At 66.6% G+C, this 16,002-nt stretch carries 16 protein-coding genes; 8 read left to right on the forward strand and 8 right to left on the reverse strand.

The window, feature by feature from the left end; translation table 11 throughout:
• Nucleotides 1-149 precede the first annotated feature (149 nt).
• Nucleotides 150-1,355 carry an MFS transporter gene (locus tag ACQ4OD_RS04470; protein WP_430943937.1) on the reverse strand — a complete coding sequence of 402 codons (1,206 nt, stop codon included), beginning with the start codon at nt 1,353-1,355 and terminating at the stop codon, nt 150-152.
• A gap of 133 nt (nt 1,356-1,488) precedes the next feature.
• Between ACQ4OD_RS04470 and ACQ4OD_RS04475 the strand changes: the two genes are divergently transcribed.
• The gene (locus ACQ4OD_RS04475; RefSeq protein ID WP_198754777.1) at nt 1,489-2,073 is read left to right on the forward strand and encodes a TetR/AcrR family transcriptional regulator; all 585 of its coding nucleotides are present in this window, start codon (nt 1,489-1,491) and stop codon (nt 2,071-2,073) included.
• Nucleotides 2,074-2,158: 85 nt separating this feature from the next.
• The gene (locus ACQ4OD_RS04480) at nt 2,159-2,992 is read left to right on the forward strand and encodes a DUF6515 family protein (RefSeq protein WP_139668324.1); all 834 of its coding nucleotides are present in this window, start codon (nt 2,159-2,161) and stop codon (nt 2,990-2,992) included.
• Between the two features lie 21 nt (nt 2,993-3,013).
• On the opposite strand, the gene ACQ4OD_RS04485 is transcribed toward ACQ4OD_RS04480, so the two are convergent.
• Entirely contained in the window at nt 3,014-3,883 is an 870-nt protein-coding gene (locus tag ACQ4OD_RS04485; RefSeq protein ID WP_139668326.1) for a cation diffusion facilitator family transporter, read from the reverse strand.
• Nucleotides 3,884-3,908: 25 nt separating this feature from the next.
• Nucleotides 3,909-4,328 carry a polyribonucleotide nucleotidyltransferase gene (locus tag ACQ4OD_RS04490; protein ID WP_102684164.1) on the reverse strand — a complete coding sequence of 140 codons (420 nt, stop codon included), beginning with the start codon at nt 4,326-4,328 and terminating at the stop codon, nt 3,909-3,911.
• Nucleotides 4,329-4,447: 119 nt separating this feature from the next.
• On the opposite strand from ACQ4OD_RS04490, the gene hrpB reads away from it, so the two are divergent.
• Nucleotides 4,448-6,976 (forward strand): ATP-dependent helicase HrpB, encoded by a 2,529-nt coding sequence (hrpB, locus tag ACQ4OD_RS04495; RefSeq protein WP_430943938.1) that lies wholly within the window; start codon nt 4,448-4,450, stop codon nt 6,974-6,976.
• Between the two features lie 10 nt (nt 6,977-6,986).
• Here hrpB and ACQ4OD_RS04500 read toward each other — a convergent pair whose 3' ends face one another.
• Nucleotides 6,987-7,649, reverse strand: a complete 663-nt coding sequence (locus tag ACQ4OD_RS04500) for a YciC family protein (protein ID WP_110703165.1) — start codon at nt 7,647-7,649, stop codon at nt 6,987-6,989.
• 157 nt (nt 7,650-7,806) lie between these two features.
• Here ACQ4OD_RS04500 and ACQ4OD_RS04505 point away from each other — a divergent pair, with 157 nt between their 5' ends.
• On the forward strand, nt 7,807-8,541 hold the full coding sequence (locus ACQ4OD_RS04505; RefSeq protein WP_430943939.1) for a DUF2076 domain-containing protein: 735 nt from the start codon (nt 7,807-7,809) through the stop codon (nt 8,539-8,541).
• Between the two features lie 108 nt (nt 8,542-8,649).
• Nucleotides 8,650-9,129, forward strand: a complete 480-nt coding sequence (locus tag ACQ4OD_RS04510) for an NYN domain-containing protein (protein ID WP_139668332.1) — start codon at nt 8,650-8,652, stop codon at nt 9,127-9,129.
• 8 nt (nt 9,130-9,137) lie between these two features.
• Here the strand turns inward: ACQ4OD_RS04510 and ACQ4OD_RS04515 are convergent, their stop codons facing one another.
• Nucleotides 9,138-9,596, reverse strand: a complete 459-nt coding sequence (locus ACQ4OD_RS04515; RefSeq protein ID WP_023631363.1) for an Lrp/AsnC family transcriptional regulator — start codon at nt 9,594-9,596, stop codon at nt 9,138-9,140.
• 152 nt (nt 9,597-9,748) lie between these two features.
• Between ACQ4OD_RS04515 and yedA the strand changes: the two genes are divergently transcribed.
• Both yedA and ACQ4OD_RS04525 read left to right on the forward strand, forming a co-directional pair.
• Nucleotides 9,749-10,669, forward strand: coding sequence for a drug/metabolite exporter YedA (gene yedA / locus ACQ4OD_RS04520; protein WP_102684160.1), 921 nt, complete (start codon nt 9,749-9,751; stop codon nt 10,667-10,669).
• Nucleotides 10,670-10,724: 55 nt separating this feature from the next.
• On the forward strand, nt 10,725-12,056 hold the full coding sequence (locus ACQ4OD_RS04525) for a DEAD/DEAH box helicase (RefSeq protein ID WP_102684159.1): 1,332 nt from the start codon (nt 10,725-10,727) through the stop codon (nt 12,054-12,056).
• Between the two features lie 34 nt (nt 12,057-12,090).
• Here ACQ4OD_RS04525 and ACQ4OD_RS04530 read toward each other — a convergent pair whose 3' ends face one another.
• From ACQ4OD_RS04530 to ACQ4OD_RS04540, 3 genes are all read right to left on the reverse strand, one after another.
• Nucleotides 12,091-13,332, reverse strand: coding sequence for a TIGR03862 family flavoprotein (locus tag ACQ4OD_RS04530; protein WP_430943940.1), 1,242 nt, complete (start codon nt 13,330-13,332; stop codon nt 12,091-12,093).
• A gap of 148 nt (nt 13,333-13,480) precedes the next feature.
• On the reverse strand, nt 13,481-14,395 hold the full coding sequence (locus ACQ4OD_RS04535; RefSeq protein WP_139668338.1) for a histone deacetylase family protein: 915 nt from the start codon (nt 14,393-14,395) through the stop codon (nt 13,481-13,483).
• 105 nt (nt 14,396-14,500) lie between these two features.
• Entirely contained in the window at nt 14,501-15,187 is a 687-nt protein-coding gene (locus ACQ4OD_RS04540) for a histidine phosphatase family protein (RefSeq protein ID WP_198754783.1), read from the reverse strand.
• Nucleotides 15,188-15,354: 167 nt separating this feature from the next.
• On the opposite strand from ACQ4OD_RS04540, the gene ACQ4OD_RS04545 reads away from it, so the two are divergent.
• Nucleotides 15,355-15,924: a GNAT family N-acetyltransferase gene (locus tag ACQ4OD_RS04545; protein ID WP_139668342.1), complete on the forward strand. Its 570-nt coding sequence runs from the start codon at nt 15,355-15,357 to the stop codon at nt 15,922-15,924.
• Nucleotides 15,925-16,002: the final 78 nt, after the last annotated feature.

Raw genomic sequence — 16,002 nt, forward strand, 5'->3', positions numbered from 1 at the left:
CTAGGCGGGCGGTCGCGGCCAGCCATCCAACAGGATCCGCCAGGCCCCCGGGCTACGCACTGTCCAGAAGACGGCGCGAGGTGAGCCGGTGCCACAAGTGCCGAGCACGGACGACAATTCCCGAAGGGAGGCCGTAAGGCCTCCCTTTTTTATTGTGCTGAAGATTGCACAGGCCTGGCCTGGCGACGACCCGCCATGGCGAGCGCCGCCAGCAGCACCAGCAAGCCGCCGATCACGGCAATCATGAAGCCGCTACGTGCTGTCGTGGCGTCCACCCATTGACCGGCGCCGGCCGCGCCGATAGCCACGCCGACATTCAGCCCGGCGAGCAGCCAGGTCAGGCCCTCGGTCAGCTGGCGCTCCGGCACGCGGCGCTCGACCAGGGCCATGGCCACGATCATGGTCGGGGCGAAGAACACTCCGGCCAGTAACACTGCCGCCGCGAGCAGGGCGATATTGCCGACCAGGAGCAGCGGCAGGGTGCTGAGGGTGGTGGCCAGTGCGCCGACCAGCAACTGGCGGGGCAGCGACATCCGCCAGCGCAGGGTGCCGAACAGCAGCCCGGAAACGCAGGAGCCCACGGCATAGGCCGACAACACCAGGCTGGCGGCAGCCGGTTGCCCTTGCTCGCCGGCGAAGGCGACGCTGACGATGTCCACGGTGCCGACGATCATGCCCATTGCCACCATCAGCAGCGTCAGCTGCGGCACCCCTGCGCATCGCCATGCCGGCAGGTCACGTCTGGACGAGGTTTCGGCACGGACCACCGATGGTTCGCTGCCGGTCTGCAGGGTCAACGCCAGGGTACCCAGCAGCAGTAACGCGGCAGCGGCCAGCAACCCGGTCTGGGGCCACAGCGCCACGCTGAGCCCGACGGCCAGCGGTGGGCCGGCAATGAAGCTGGCTTCATCGAGTACGGTTTCCAGCGAGTAGGCAGTCTGCAGTCGCGGCTGGCCGCGGTACAGCTGGGTCCAGCGCGCCCGGACCATAGCCGACATGCTCGGCATGCAGCCGGCCAGCAGGGCGGCGACGAACAGCAGCCAGTCGGCACTGCGCCACCAGGCGCAGGCAGCCATCAGCAGCAGCCCGAGCACGCTCAGCAGGCTGGCCGGCGGCAGCACGCGGCGCTGGCCCAGGCGATCCACCAGGCGTGATACCTGTGGCGACAACAGGGCATAGGTGAGCACGAAGCAGGCCGACACCGCTCCGGCCAAGGCATAGCTGCCGCGCCATTGCGCCACCAGCGTGATGATGCCGATACCGGTCATGGGCAACGGCAGGCGGGCCAGCAGGCCGGCCAAGGTGAACCCGAGGGTGCCGGTCGGGACGAACAAGTGTGCATAAGGGTTGGGCATGTCGCTTGCTCCGTGAGGCGGCCCGCTTGCTGGCGGCAAGGCGGGGCGTGGATAATACGTACAGTGCGTATGATTAAATATTCATACGAGCTGAATGTAAATATTCATACGAATTGTACGTAAAGGAGAGGCCATGGTTCGTCGCACCCGCGCCGAGATGGAAGAAACCCGCGCCGCCTTGCTGGCAATGGCCCGCCAGGTCTTCAGCGAACAAGGCTACGCACAGGCGTCCATGGATGACCTGACCGCTCGCGCCGGGCTTACCCGAGGCGCGCTCTACCACCATTTCGGCGACAAGCAGGGCCTGCTGGCGGCCGTGGTGGCACAGATCGATGGTGAGATGGATGCACGTCTTCTGGCCATCTCCGCATCCTGCGATGACCCCTGGCAAGGCTTCTGCCAACGTTGCGAGGCCTACCTGCGCATGGCCCGCGAGCCGGAGATCCAGCGCATTGTCCTGCGTGACGCGCGCGCCGTGCTGGGTGCGGTGACCCCCGAGGCGCAGCAGCATTGCATTGCATCGCTACAGCGGATGTTGAGTGGGCTGGTCCAGCAGGGTGTGGTTGCCGAGGCCGATCCCTGGGCGTTGGCGGCGCTGGTACATGGCAGTTTGTCGGAGGCGGCGGTCTGGATCGCCCAGGCAGAGGACGGCGATATCCGCCTCGGCCAGGCCTTGGTCGCCCTGGAGTTGCTGCTGCGTGGCTTGCTGGCGCGCTAGGCTGTCGGCTATTTCATCTGCCGGTCGCGGTCTGCGCAGTAGACTGCGAACGGTAAAGGCGGGCGTTATCATCGAGAGGAACAACATGAGTTCGCGCATCTGGCGGTTGGCAGGTGTTGGTTTGCTGGGCCTGGGCATCAGCCTGGGCGCCTTGGCCGAAGAGCCTGGAGAAGGGCATGACGGTCATGGCGGCCAGCAGGAGCAGGGCGGTGGCGAACGGCGTGGATCGCCGCTCAACTCACGTGACGAAGTGCGCCAGACGCAACCGCCACGTCAGGGCTACTACCAGGATATTCCCCGTCGTTACGGTGACAACCGTCACTGGGAGGCGGGCGGTCCGGGTCAGCGCCCGGGCGGCAATTGGTCGGGACGGCCTGATGGTCATGGCAATGGCTGGGGGCCAGGGCCGCAGTATCACCCCGGGCACACTGTCGATCGCTTCCCGGACCGCTACTGGAAAGTGCCGTACCGTGGCCAGGATTACTTCTACTCTGGCGGTTATTGGTATCGGCCGCATGGCGGCGGCTACGTGGTGGTCACGCCGCCTTACGGTGTGCGGGTCGGCTATCTGCCGCCCTATGCCCGCGAGGTGTGGTTGAGCGGTGCGTTGTTCTTCCTGGTGGCCGACACCTACTACCAGTACCTCGCCGACAGCCGCGAGTACGTGGTGGTCAACCCGCCCAGCGTTGCGCCTGCACCGCAGCAGCAGGGCAGTGGCTATGATGTGATCGCCTACCCGATGTACGGCCAGGGGCCGGAGCAGCAGGAGCAGGACCGCTACCAGTGCCACCGCTGGGCGGTGAGTCAGTCGGGGTTCGATCCGGCGACGGCGACCTATGCGCCTCCGGCCAATGTGGCGGACAACTATAGGCGGGCATTGGGGGCGTGCCTGAGTGGGCGCGGCTACAGCGTCAATTGACAAGGCAATTGCGAGTGCGGGCTACACCGGGTCGGCGTGAACCATCACATCGGCCCGCGGATAGCGCTGGCGAATGACCTGCGAAGCCTGCACGCACAGCTCATGGGCGGCATGCAGCGGCATTTCGCCGGGCAGTTCCAGATGCAGTTGTACGAACCACTGGCTGCCGGACACCCGTGTGCGCAGGTCATGCACCCCCTTCACCCCGGGAATCGCCAGCACCACTTCGAGCATGCGCTCGCCGATATCGGTCGGCAGTTCCTTGTCCATCAGGATCGCCGTGCTCTCGCGGGCGATCTGCAGCGCACTCCACAGGATGTACAGGGCGATACCCAAGCCAAACAGGGCATCGAGCTGTGGCCAGCCGAAGCGGGCCAGCAGCAGCGCCAGGAGGATGCTGGCGTTGAGCAGCAGGTCGGATCGGTAGTGCAGCGAGTCGGCGCGCACGGCCGTGGAGCCGGTCGCGCGGATGACTTTGCGCTGGAATGCCAGCAATGCGAGGGTCAGTACCAGCGACAGCAGCATCACCACGATGCCGGCGGCAGTGTCGCCCAAAGGCTCCGGCGACTTCAGCCGATCAACCGCCTGCACCCCGATCAGCACCGCGCTGACCCCGATGAACAGTGCTTGGGCCATGCCGGCCAGGGCTTCGGCCTTGCCATGGCCGAAACGGTGGTCGTCGTCGGCGGGGCGCAAGGCGTAGTGAACGGCCAGCAGGTTGAGAAAGGAGGCGGCGGCATCCAGCGCCGAGTCGGTCAGCCCGGCCAGCAGGCTGACCGAGCCGCTCAGCCACCAGGCCACGGCCTTGCTCAGCACCAGGATGCAGGCGACGCTCAGCGAGGCGCGGGTGGCCAGGCGCAGCAAGCGTTGGTGTTCGGCGGTGGCGGTCATGCGCAGAGGATCGTCCGTGGTCAGATCAGGCGGCAGGCACCAGGCCGTAGCTGGCCAGTTGCTCGACACTGCCACGGTGCTGGATCAGCCGTGGGTCGTTCAATGGCAGGCGCTGGCCCAGTTCGCTCTCCAGGATAGCCTGCAGCTTGGTCCTGTCGACCTGGCCATCGGCATTGACCGCCGGCTTGAGCTTGGCCGGGTCGATCTGCGCGCTCTTGCCGCCGGGGTAGTAGATGGCGCCAGTGGCGAAGTCGATGCCGAAGGCGATCAGGCCGGGGAGCACGTAGAAGAGAATACCAATGGCGTCCATGGCCGCGACCACAGGGTCGATCTTGCCTTCGATCTGGCCGCGACGGTCAGGGTAGAACAGGGTGCCGCAGGCCGTCAGCTGGGTCAGCAGGGTGGCGATGAGGGCGCCACCGATGACGCGGGAAGGGATGCGCATGTGAATCTCCGGAAGGTAACGACGATCAAGGGCGCGGCAATCGCCGGCGCCTGAGGTTAAGACCATGATAGGGCAGCCTCGGTTCGCCGTTATACTCGGACGATTGTTCGAGGACCACCATGATTTCATTACCGATCGATGCCGTATTGTCCGACCTGCGCCAAGCCCTGGCCAAACGTGACGAAGCGGTGCTCGAGGCGCCCCCCGGCGCCGGCAAGACCACCCGCGTACCGCTGGCGCTGCTCGACGAGCACTGGCTGGCCGGGCAGACCATCCTCATGCTCGAGCCGCGGCGCCTGGCCGCCCGCGCCGCCGCCGAACGCCTGGCCAGTGAACTGGGCGAGAAGGTCGGCGAGACCGTGGGCTATCGCATCCGCCTGGACAGCAAGGTCGGCCCGAATACGCGTATCGAAGTGGTCACTGAAGGCATCCTCACCCGCCGCCTGCAAAGCGATCCTGCGCTTGAAGGCGTGGGCCTGGTGATCTTCGACGAGTTCCACGAGCGCAGCCTGGATGCCGACCTGGCCCTGGCCCTGAGCCTCAACGGCCGGGCGTTGCTGCGTGACCAGCCGCCGCTGAAGGTCCTGCTGATGTCGGCAACCTTGGAGGGCGAGCGCCTGTCGCGCCTGCTCGACGATGCACCGATCATCAGCAGCCAGGGGCGCATGCACCCGGTGGATATCCGCTGGGGCCGGCCGTTCCAGCCTGGCGAGTTCGTCGAGCCGCGCGTGGTCGACTGCGTGCTCCAGGCCCTGGCCGATGAATCCGGCAGCCTGTTGGTGTTCCTCCCCGGACAGGCCGAGATCCGCCGCGTGCACCAGGCTCTGCAGGAGGCTGTGGGCGAGCGTCCGGAGATCCTGCTCTGCCCGCTGCACGGTGAGCTTGAGCTGAGTGCCCAGCGCGCCGCCATCGAGCCGGCGCCCAAGGGCCAGCGCAAGGTGGTGCTGGCCACCAATATCGCGGAGACCAGCCTGACCATCGACGGTGTGCGCGTGGTGATCGACGCCGGGCTGGCGCGGGTGCCGCGCTTCGACCCCGGCAGCGGCATGACCCGCCTGGACACCCAGCGCATCTCCCGCGCCAGCGCTACCCAGCGCGCCGGGCGTGCCGGGCGCCTCGAGCCTGGCGTGTGCTATCGGCTGTGGTCCGAGGCGCAACATGACCAACTGGCGGCCCATGGCAGCGCCGAAATCCTCCAGGCCGACCTGGCCGGGCTGGCCCTGCAGTTGGCGCGCTGGGGTGTGCCGCCGGAGCAGCTTAGCTGGCTTGACCAACCGCCAGCGGCCGCCTTCGCGCAAGCTCAGGACCTGCTGGCCCGGCTCGGCGCCTTCAAGCCGGGTTGTCGCGACAACCTGAGCGCCCATGGTCAGGCCATGGCCGAGCTGCCTGCGCATCCGCGTATCGCCCACCTGCTGCTGCGCGGCCAGGATCTTGGGTTGGCCGACCTGGCGTGCGATGTCGCCGCGTTGTTGGGCGAGCGCGACATCATGCGCGGCGGCGGTGCCGACCTGCATAGCCGGTTGGCTTTGCTCAGCGGTGAGAGCCGGGCCTCGCGAGGCGGGCAGGGCGGCGTGCAGCGCGCCCGTCAGTTGGCCCGGCAGTACCGCGGCCAGCTGCGCGGCAAACCACGCAGCCCGGTCGCCGACCCCGATCATCCTCGCTGGTTGGGCGCGGTGCTGGCGCTGGCCTATCCCGACCGGGTGGCGCAACAACGTCGCGACAGCGGCGCCGAGTATCGCCTGGCCAATGGCCGCGCGGCATTGTTCGCCGAAGCCGATGTGCTGATGAAAAGCCCGTGGCTGGTGATCGCCGACCTGGGCAGCCGTCAGGGGCAACGCGAGGAGCGCATCTACCTGGCTGCCGAGTTCGACCCGTCGCTGTTCGACGGAGTGTTGGCCGAGCAGGTGGAGCAGCTCGACCTGCTCGACTGGGACGAACGCGAGCAGGTGTTGCGCGCCGAGCGCCAGCGCAAGGTCGGCGAGCTGGTGCTCAGCCGTGAACCGTTGCCTGGGCTGGACGACGAGGCGCGGGCCAAGGCGTTGCTCGGCCTGGTACGGCGCAAAGGCTTGAACCTGCTGACCTGGACCCCGGAACTGCGCCAGTGGCAGGCCCGTGTCGCGCTGCTGCGCCAGCTCGACCTGGAAAAGGACAACCAGAGCGAATGGCCAGACCTGGGTGACGATGCCTTGCTGGCCAGCCTGGAAGACTGGTTGCAACCCTACCTCGGCAAGGTGTCGCGGCTGAGCCATTTTTCCAACCTGGATCTGGCCTCGATCCTGCGCAACCTGCTGCCCTGGCCGCTGCCCCAGCGCCTGGACGAGCTCGCACCGTCGCACCTGGCCGTGCCTTCGGGCTCAAGCATCCGCCTGGACTACAGCGAGCAACCACCGATCCTGGCCGTGCGCCTGCAGGAGCTGTTTGGCCTGGCCGACACTCCACGCATCGCCAATGGGCGGCAGCAGGTCAAGCTGCACCTGTTGTCGCCAGCACGTCGGCCTGTGCAAGTGACCCAGGACCTGGCCAACTTCTGGCGCACCACCTATGCCGAGGTGAAGAAGGACCTGAAAGGGCGCTATCCCAAGCACTACTGGCCGGAAGACCCGCTGGTGGCCGAGGCTACGGCGCGGGCCAAGCCGAGGAAAGCCTGAGCGCGCGCGATCAGGTGGCTGCGCCCGCCTCACTCTCCAGTAGCATGAACAACCTGTACAGCACCACGGTGCTGAACAGCTGCAGGAAGCCGCTGAGGCTGTCCAATGCCAGTTGCACGCCGGCCTGTGGCTCGGGGAACAGCTGCAGCAGCAGGCCGTCGATCAGCCACAGCGGCGCCAGTACCGAGAGCATGCACACCATGATGCGCAGGAAGTGCCCGGTGGTCATGCGCGCGCTGGTGCGCATCGCCTCGATCACCGGCAGGCCGCGCAGCACCAGCAGGTACTCGGCGAACACCAGGTTCACCATGATCCACACGCCGGGGAAGATGAACAGCGCCAGGCCCGCCATGATCAGCAGCGAGCTGATCACGATCAGCAGGGCCAACATCGGCCACAGCTGCAGGGCGCGGGCGAACAGGTCGCGCTTGGCGATGGCCTGGCCATTGCTGCGGGTGTCGAGGTAGAGGATCAGCGCGGCGCTGTACAGCGGATAGAACAGCAGGCTGACCAGCATGCCGTAGGCCGGCGAGGCCTGTTCGCCCAGCTGGTTGTAGAGCAGCTGGGTGCCGAGGGCCTCGAGTACCACCAACGGCAGGCACAGCTGGAGGATGCCCGTCAGGTGACGGCGGAAGAAGTACAGGGAGTCGCGCAGAACGCTCAACGGATTCATCGGTCAACATCGCATGGCGGAAAAAGCAGGGCGTAACTTTAGCCCAGACCGCCCGCTTGCTGAAAAAAGTTTCATGGCCAGCGCAATTGAATCGCCGCGCCCGGCCCCCCATCTTTGACGCTGTCCGATGCCCTGTTCAGCGCACGAGGTTGCCCCGATGAACACTGAAGAACAAACCCTGATCGATGGCCTGTTCGGCCGTCTCAAGCAAGCCGAAGACCCGGCCCAGCCGCGCGATGCCCAGGCCCAGGCGCGCATCGAGGAGCACCTGCGCCAGCAGCCGGCGGCGCCTTACTACATGGCCCAGGCGATCCTGGTGCAGGAAGCGGCGATCAAGCGCCTGGACGAGCAGAACAAGCAGCTCGAGGCCGAGCTCAAGCAAGCGCGGGCGCAACTGGAGGCAAGCCGCCCCAGTGGCAGCGGCGGCGGTTTTCTTTCCAGCATCTTCGGTGCGGGAGCGCGCAACCCGGAGCCGCAGCGGCCGGTTGCTCCGGCTTCGACTTCCACAGGGGGCTGGCGTGAGCCGGCGCCGCAGGCTTATACCCCGCCACCACCACAACAGGGTTTCGGTGCGGCGCCTACTCCGGCGCGCAGCGGTGCCAGCAGCTTCCTCGGCGGGGCAATGCAGACTGCTGCGGGGGTGGCTGGTGGTGTGCTGCTGGCTCAAGGTATCAGCAGCCTGTTCAACCACAACTCGCAGCCTGAAGAAATCGTCGAGGTGATCAAGGAAGAGCCGGCGCCGGCCAGCGACGCTGGCGGCTGGAACGATCAGGACAGTCAGCGCCAGGTGGCCGACAACGGTGGCTGGGGCAATGACCAGGGCGGGTTCGCCGATACCGACTACAGCGGCGGCGATGATGGCGGCTTCTTCTCGGACGACGACTACGTCTGAGGGCTCTGGCATACTGCAGCGTCTGATCGCGGGGCAATCCCGCTCCTGTCGAAGCGTGGGAGCGGGAATGCCCCGCGATTGCCTGCCACTGCCAGAGAGAGGCTCCCGGTGAAGAAAATCGCGCTGTTCGCCGATGTACAGAACCTCTACTACACGGTTCGCCAAGGCCATGGCTGCCATTTCAACTACGCCGCGCTGTGGGCCGAGGTCAGCCGCGAGGGGCAGATCGTCGAGGCGGTGGCCTATGCCATCGACCGCGGTGACAGCAAGCAGCAACAGTTCCAGCAGATCCTGCGCAACCTCGGTTTCGAGGTGCGCCTAAAGCCGTTCATCCAACGTGCCGACGGTTCGGCCAAGGGTGACTGGGACGTGGGCATCACCCTCGATGTGATCGAGGCGGCGGCACGAGTTGACCAGGTAGTGCTGGCCTCCGGCGACGGTGATTTCGACCTGCTGCTGGAGCGGGCGATGCAACGCCATGGCGTGGAAACCGTCGTGTACGGCGTGCCGGGGTTGACGGCGTTGTCGGTAATCCGCGCCGCAAGCCGCTACGTGCCGATCGAGGGCAGGCTGTTGCTGCGTCACTGAACCCGCGCTCAGGTTTTTTTGCCATTGCCCCCCAGATGCCCCAGCGGCACCCTTCGCGCCACCGCGCTGGACAGGATGATCGAGGTCTTGGTGAAGCCTAGCTGCGACACGCGGTTGATCAGCGCCTCCAACTCGCCCATGGACGTGACGGCCGCTTGCATGATCACGCACGGGTCACCGGTCACCCGGTGGCACTCGGTAAGCTCAGGGATCTTCTCCAAGGCCTCGTAGGCCTGCTGGTTGCCATGGCTGGCCAGGCGCAGTTCCATCACGCACTGGATCGGCAGGCCGATCTTTTCCAGGTCGACCTTGGCCGTGTAGCCGCTGATAACACCGCTGGCCTCCAGCTTGGCCACCCGCTCGGCCACCGCCGGGGCGGAGAGATTGACCTGGCGCGCCAGCTGCGCGTAGGTGGCCCGGCCGTTTTCCAGCAGCGCGGCGAGAAGCATGCGATCGTACTTGTCCATGGCGATTCCAGGTGACCTTGCAATCGACGGTGAAGCGTCTGCATAACCGTGCATTGCAAAGTGTTTCGGTATTTTAAACGTGTTTTGTAACTTAAGTTTGCGCGAGGGCCTTTCTAAACTAATCCACCCGTAAACGGATTTCGAGCCCTGCCATGTCCACCGCCCGCCGCTTCCCGCTGTTGCTCATCGGAGCCTTCCTTGCCTTGTACCTGGTGTGGGGCTCGACCTACCTGTTCATTCGAATCGGCGTGGAGTCCTGGCCGCCGATGCTGATGGCCGGCGTGCGTTTCGTGATTGCCGGCAGCCTGCTGTATGGCTTCCTGCGCTGGCGCGGCGCGCCAGCGCCGACCTGGCCGCAGTGGCGCGCGGCCGGCGCCATCGGCTTTCTCCTGCTCAGTTGCGGCAACGGTGGTGTGACCCTGGCCGAGCATGCCGGGGTCGCCTCGGGCGTGGCGGCGCTGGCGGTAGCCACGGTGCCGCTGTTCACCCTGGTGTTCGGGCTGTTCTTCGGCCATCGCAACTCGCGCCTGGAATGGGCGGGGATCGCCCTTGGACTCGTCGGCATCGGCATGCTCAACCTGGGCTCGAACCTGCAGGCCAGCCCCATGGGCGCGGCGCTGATCCTTTTCGCCGCAGCGGCCTGGGCCTTCGGTTCGGTGTGGAGCAAGAGCCTGCCGCTGCCCCAGGGCGCCATGGCCAGCGCCGCGGAAATGCTCGTGGGCGGCGCCGCCTTGCTGATCGGCAGCGCCGTGAGCGGCGAGCGGCTGACCCAGATGCCCACGGCCGCCGGTTGGGGGGCGCTGGCCTATCTGGTGTTCTTCGGCTCGATCCTAGCGTTCAGTTCCTACATGTACCTGCTCAAGCACGTGCGCCCGGCAGCGGCCACCAGCTACGCCTACGTCAACCCGGCGGTGGCGGTGCTGTTGGGTATCGTTTTCGCCGGCGAGCAGATCGGCGCCGAGGAGTGCGTGGCCATGGCGGTGATCATTGGCGCGGTGGTGCTGATCGGCCTGCCGCAATGGCGCAAGGCGCCGCAGCAGCCGGTGCCGCTGAAAGGCGAAATGTGCAAGTAGGGCAGGGCGTTGCGGTAAACTTGCCGCCTTCGCTGAACCCCCTGACGGTATTGCCATGAATTTCGCCCAACTCGGCCTGATCGAACCGCTGCTGCGCACCTTGCAGACGCTGGACTACACCACGCCCACCCCGGTCCAGGCCAAGGCCATCCCCGCCGTGCTCGCCGGTCGCGACCTGATGGCCGCCGCCCAGACCGGCACCGGCAAGACCGCCGGCTTCGCCCTGCCGGTGCTGCAGCGCCTGGCCCTGGAAGGGGAGAAGGTCGCCAGCAACTCGATCCGTGCGCTGGTGCTGGTGCCGACCCGCGAGCTGGCCGAGCAGGTGCACAACAACGTGCGCGAGTACGCCGAGAATCTGCCGCTGAGCACCTACGCGGTGTATGGCGGGGTCAGCATCAACCCGCAGATGATGCGCCTGCGTCGTGGTGTCGACCTGTTGGTGGCGACCCCAGGCCGCTTGCTCGACCTCTTTCGCCAAAACGCGGTGAAGTTCAACCAGGTGCAGACCCTGGTGCTCGACGAAGCCGACCGCATGCTCGACCTGGGTTTTGCCGAAGAACTGCAGTCGGTGTACGCGGCGTTGCCGCGCAAGCGCCAGACGCTGCTGTTCTCCGCCACCTTCTCCGAGCAGATCCGTCTGCTCGCGGGCCTGGCGCTGAACGATCCGCTGAGCATCGAAGTGAGCCCGCGCAACGCCGCCGCGAGCACGGTCAAGCAGTGGCTGGTGCCTGTGGATAAAAAGCGCAAGGCCGACCTGTTCATCCACCTGATGCGCAAGCAGCGCTGGAAGCAGGTGCTGGTATTCGCCAAGACTCGCAACGGTGTCGATCAACTGGTCGAGCGCCTGTTGGCCGAGGGGGTGAATGCCGACGGCATCCACGGCGACCGTCCGCAGGCCACTCGCCAGCGCGCCCTGGACAGCTTCAAGGCCCGTGAGATCCAGGTATTGGTGGCCACCGATGTGGCCGCTCGCGGCCTGGACATCGACGACTTGCCGCTGGTGGTCAACCTCGACCTGCCAATCGTCGCCGAAGACTACGTGCACCGCATCGGCCGTACCGGCCGCGCAGGGAACAAGGGCGAGGCGATTTCGCTGGTGTGTGCCGACGAGGTGCAATTGCTGGCCGCGATCGAGACCCTGATCCGCCAGGTGTTGCCACGGCACGAGGAGCCGGATTTCATCCCCGATCACCGGGTGCCGGTGACCGATGCCAGTGGCCAGGTGCTGAAGAAACCGAAGAAGCCCAAGAAGCCGAAGGAGAACAGCGCCAAGCGAGGCCTGGGGCGCTGGATGGACAGCGAGGGAGCGGGGGCTGCTGCGCCGGCGGTCAAGGCGGTGCGCAAGGTACCGGCGTTCGGTGGCAAGCCGCGCAAGCCCAAGCCTTGAGATCCTCGGGGCTGCCTAGCAGCCCCGGCATTCCTCAGGTCAGGCGCGTCAGCCAATCAGCTGCCGCATTTCCCGCCCGCAACCCACTAGCGAAGCACGCCGTTAGCAGGTACCCACCCGTCGGCGCTTCCCAATCCAGCATCTCCCCCGCGCAGAACACCCCGGGCAGGTTGCGCACCATCAGTCCGTCGTCCAACCCTTCGAACTGCACCCCGCCGGCACTGCTGATCGCCTCGTCCAGCGGCCGGGTCCGCACCAGCACGATCGGCAGCGCCTTGATCGCCGCTGCCAGGCACGCAGGGTCGGCAAAGGTCGCCTGGTCGGTCAGTTCGCGCAGCAACGCCGCTTTCACCCCGTCGATGCCCAGCTGACCGTGCAGATGCTTGGCCATCGAGCGCGATCCACGCGGCCTGGCCAGGGCCTGGGCAATCTTGTCCACAGGCCGGTCCGGCAGCAGGTCCAGCAGCAGGGTCGCCCGACCGTCGCGGTTGATCGCCTCGCGCAGCGCCGCCGACCAGGCATACACCAGGCTGCCTTCCACTCCCTGAGCGGTGAGGATGAACTCGCCCTTGCGCGGCGCGGCGCCGGGGACGCTCAAGGCAATGTTCTTCAGCGGGGCACCGGCGAACTTGTCCTTGAGCAGCGTGCTCCAGCCTTCGACTTCGAAGCCGCAGTTGCTCGGTTGCAGCGCTGAGATATCCACACCCCGTTCAGCCAGCAGCGACATCCAGGCGCCGTCCGAACCCAGGCGCGCCCAACTACCGCCACCCAGCGCCAGTACCACGGCGTCTGCCTGCACTTGTCGTTCGCCCTGTGAATAACTGATCCGCAAGGCACCAGCGTCGGTCCAGCCCAGCCAACGGTGGCGGGTGTGGATAACCACCCCGGCCTCGCGCAGGCGCTTGAGCCAGGCCCGCAGCAGCGGCGCGGCCTTCATGTCGCGGGGAAATACGCGGCCCGAGGTGCCGACGAAGGTTTCGATGCCCAGGCCGTGAATCCACTGACGCAGGGCATCGGCGTCGAAGTCGCGCAGTAGCGTGTCGATCTCGCCGTGGCGTTCACCGTAGCGGCCGACGAAGGCCGGGTAGGGCTCGGAATGGGTGATGTTCATGCCGCCGACACCGGCCAACAGGAACTTGCGCCCCACCGAAGGCATCGCGTCGAAGACTTCCACCGCCATCCCGCGTCGTGCCAGGGTCTCGGCGGCCATCAGGCCGGCGGGGCCGCCACCGATCACGGCGACAAGGGGGCGAGAGGCAGGGCGAGGATCGTTCATGGCGGGCGACGGGCTGTGGAAAAGGCCGCATATTCTACCTCAGCGGACTTGTCACGACACTGCTCAAAAAATGATCAGCTCTTTGCAGCTCAGGCGGTTAAAGGGCTGGAGCACCTTTCTCGCAGGTTATCCACAGGCGGTTCCACAGTCATTGTGAACAACCGAGCACCCGCGCCGCGCTGTGGTGGAGGATGCCATGGCGCCGTGCCAGGGCTTGGCGGTCCTTGCTGTAGCCGCCACCGATCACCCCTACCACCGGGATGTCGCGGCCCAGGCACTGGCGCAGCACATGCTCGTCGCGGGCAGCGAGGCCTGCGTCGGTCAGTTGCAGGTAGCCCAGGGCGTCGTCCTTGTGCACATCGACGCCAGCGTCGTACAGCACAAGGTCTGGCTGGTACAACGGCAGCAGGTAGTTCAGCGCATCCTCGACCACCTTGAGGTAGGCGCTGTCATGCATGCCGCGGGGCAGGGGGATGTCCCAGTCGCTCTGGGCCTTGCGCGCCGGGAAGTTCTGCTCGCAGTGCAGCGACACGGTGATCGCCTCAGGCGTGTCGTGGAGAATGCGCGCGGTGCCGTCGCCCTGGTGCACATCGCAGTCGAATATCAGCACCCGGTGTACGCGTCCGGCCTCCAGCAGGTAGCGGCTGATCACCGCCAGGTCGTTGAAGATGCAGAAGCCGGCCGGGTGGTCGTAGTGGGCGTGATGGGTGCCGCCGGCCAAGTGGCAGGCGATGCCATGTTGCAGCGCTTGCTCGGCGGCCAACAGCGAACCGCCCACGGCGCGCACGGTGCGCCTGGCCAAGGCTTCGCTCCAGGGCAGGCCCAGGCGGCGCTGGTCCTCGCGGGACAGTTCGCCGTTCATGTAGCGCTCGATATAGGCACGGTCATGGGCCAGGGCGAGGATGTCGTTGGGGCAGATTTCAGGGCGCAGCAGGGCGGCGTCGGTGGTCAGGCCGCTGTCTACCAAGTGATCGCGCAGCAGGCGGAACTTGTCCATCGGGAAGCGATGGTCCGGCGGGAATTCGGGGCTGTAGTCGTCGTGGTAGATCAGCGGCAGGGGCATGGTGTCGGCGCGTTGGGGGCGAACACCGATCTTGCCAGTATTGGTGGCGCTGGCGCCAACGCAATCGCGGGGCAAGCCCACGGAGCTGCGGTGATCTTGTGGCGCTCATTGGCCTGCCGATGCCAGCACCCTTTGCCAGTCTGGCTCGTTCATCCGCCCCAGAATCCGCGCCTTGCCATTGCCATCCACCGACACGAACAGCGCACTGGCGTAGCCGCTCTCACGCTCGCCGCCCGGCACATGCTGCTGGCGGGCGAAGTGATCGATGCAGCCATTGTGGGTCACCAGTACCAGGTTGTGCCCGGGCCGCTTGTGGGCCATGGCCTCGGCGGGGAACGGACGGTCGCAGCGCTCCACCCAGTCTTCGCTGGATACGGCCTGGCCAAGGATGAAATGCGCGGTCTGGCGGGTACGCAGCTTCGGGCTGCTGAGCACATCGGCTCCGGTCAGCCCCAGCTGCCGCAAGCCGTGGCCGACCCGCTGCGCCGCCTGGCTGCCGGCCACGGTTATGCCGGTCGCATCGTCCAGGCAGGGGCCTGGGGCGCTGTCACAGCGCTCGGCATGGCGGATCATCACGATCACCGCGCCTTCCTTCCAGTCCTGCAGCAGGCCGCTGTCACTCAGTTGTTGCTCGTTGCCAAGGTTCACGATGTGCGTCCTCGTCGCTAGCCAGGTGCTGGTCCCAGCCAGTACCAGGAGCAGGCCGATGGCGGCGCCGAGCGCGGTACGTGAGCGGCGGCGTTCGGGGCGGGCCAGCATGGCCGGGTTGTGCAGGGTGTTGCTGGGGGGCATGCGTCACTCCGATGGCAGTGCGGCGTCGACCAAGGCCGCGGTGGGTGCCGGCATTGTGCGAAGGCGCCTGTCGGGGAGCGGTGAAGCCGATGTGAAAAATGCATCGGCTGGACGATGGACGCGGCCTACGCTGTAAACTGCCAGACCAAGATTCTGGAGCCGCGCCGATGACCCCCATCCTCGAACTGGAAAGCCCGCGCCTGGTGCTGCGCCAATGGCAGGACGACGACCTGCGCGAGTTCGCCGCCTTGTGCGCCGACCCACAGGTGATGCGTTACTTCCCCGCACCGATGACCCGGGTCGAGGCGGCCGCGCTGATCGGCCGGGTGCGCGGTCATTTCAACGAGTACGGCTTCGGCCTGTGGGCATTGGAGCGCAAGGACAGCGGTGCCTTCATCGGCATGACCGGGCTGCTCAACGTCAACTTCGACGCGCCCTTCGCCCCGGCGGTAGAGATCGGCTGGCGCCTGGCCCGCCGGCACTGGGGGCTGGGTTTCGCCAGCGAGGCGGCCTGGGCTTGCCTGCGCTGTGCCTTCGCCCAGTTGCATCTGGACGAGGTGGTGTCGTTCACCACCGAAGGCAATTTGCCGTCGCAGAAGGTGATGCAGGCCATCGGCATGGTTCAGGACCTCGAGGGCAGCTTCGAGCACCCGCGCCTGCCGCCGAACGATCCGCTGCGCCCTCATGTGCTGTACCGCATCGACCGCGCCCGCTGGCAACAGAATCTGCGCGGCTGAATAGCTCGCCATTCGTACGACGGGACGAACGGCAAAACCCTGTATCATTCGCCGGCATAAACGCGCCGTATTGCCTTG

Origin of the sequence: Pseudomonas sp. WC1 (genome assembly GCF_050586565.1) — a bacterium.
In the GTDB taxonomy this organism is placed as follows: Bacteria; Pseudomonadota; Gammaproteobacteria; order Pseudomonadales; family Pseudomonadaceae; genus Aquipseudomonas.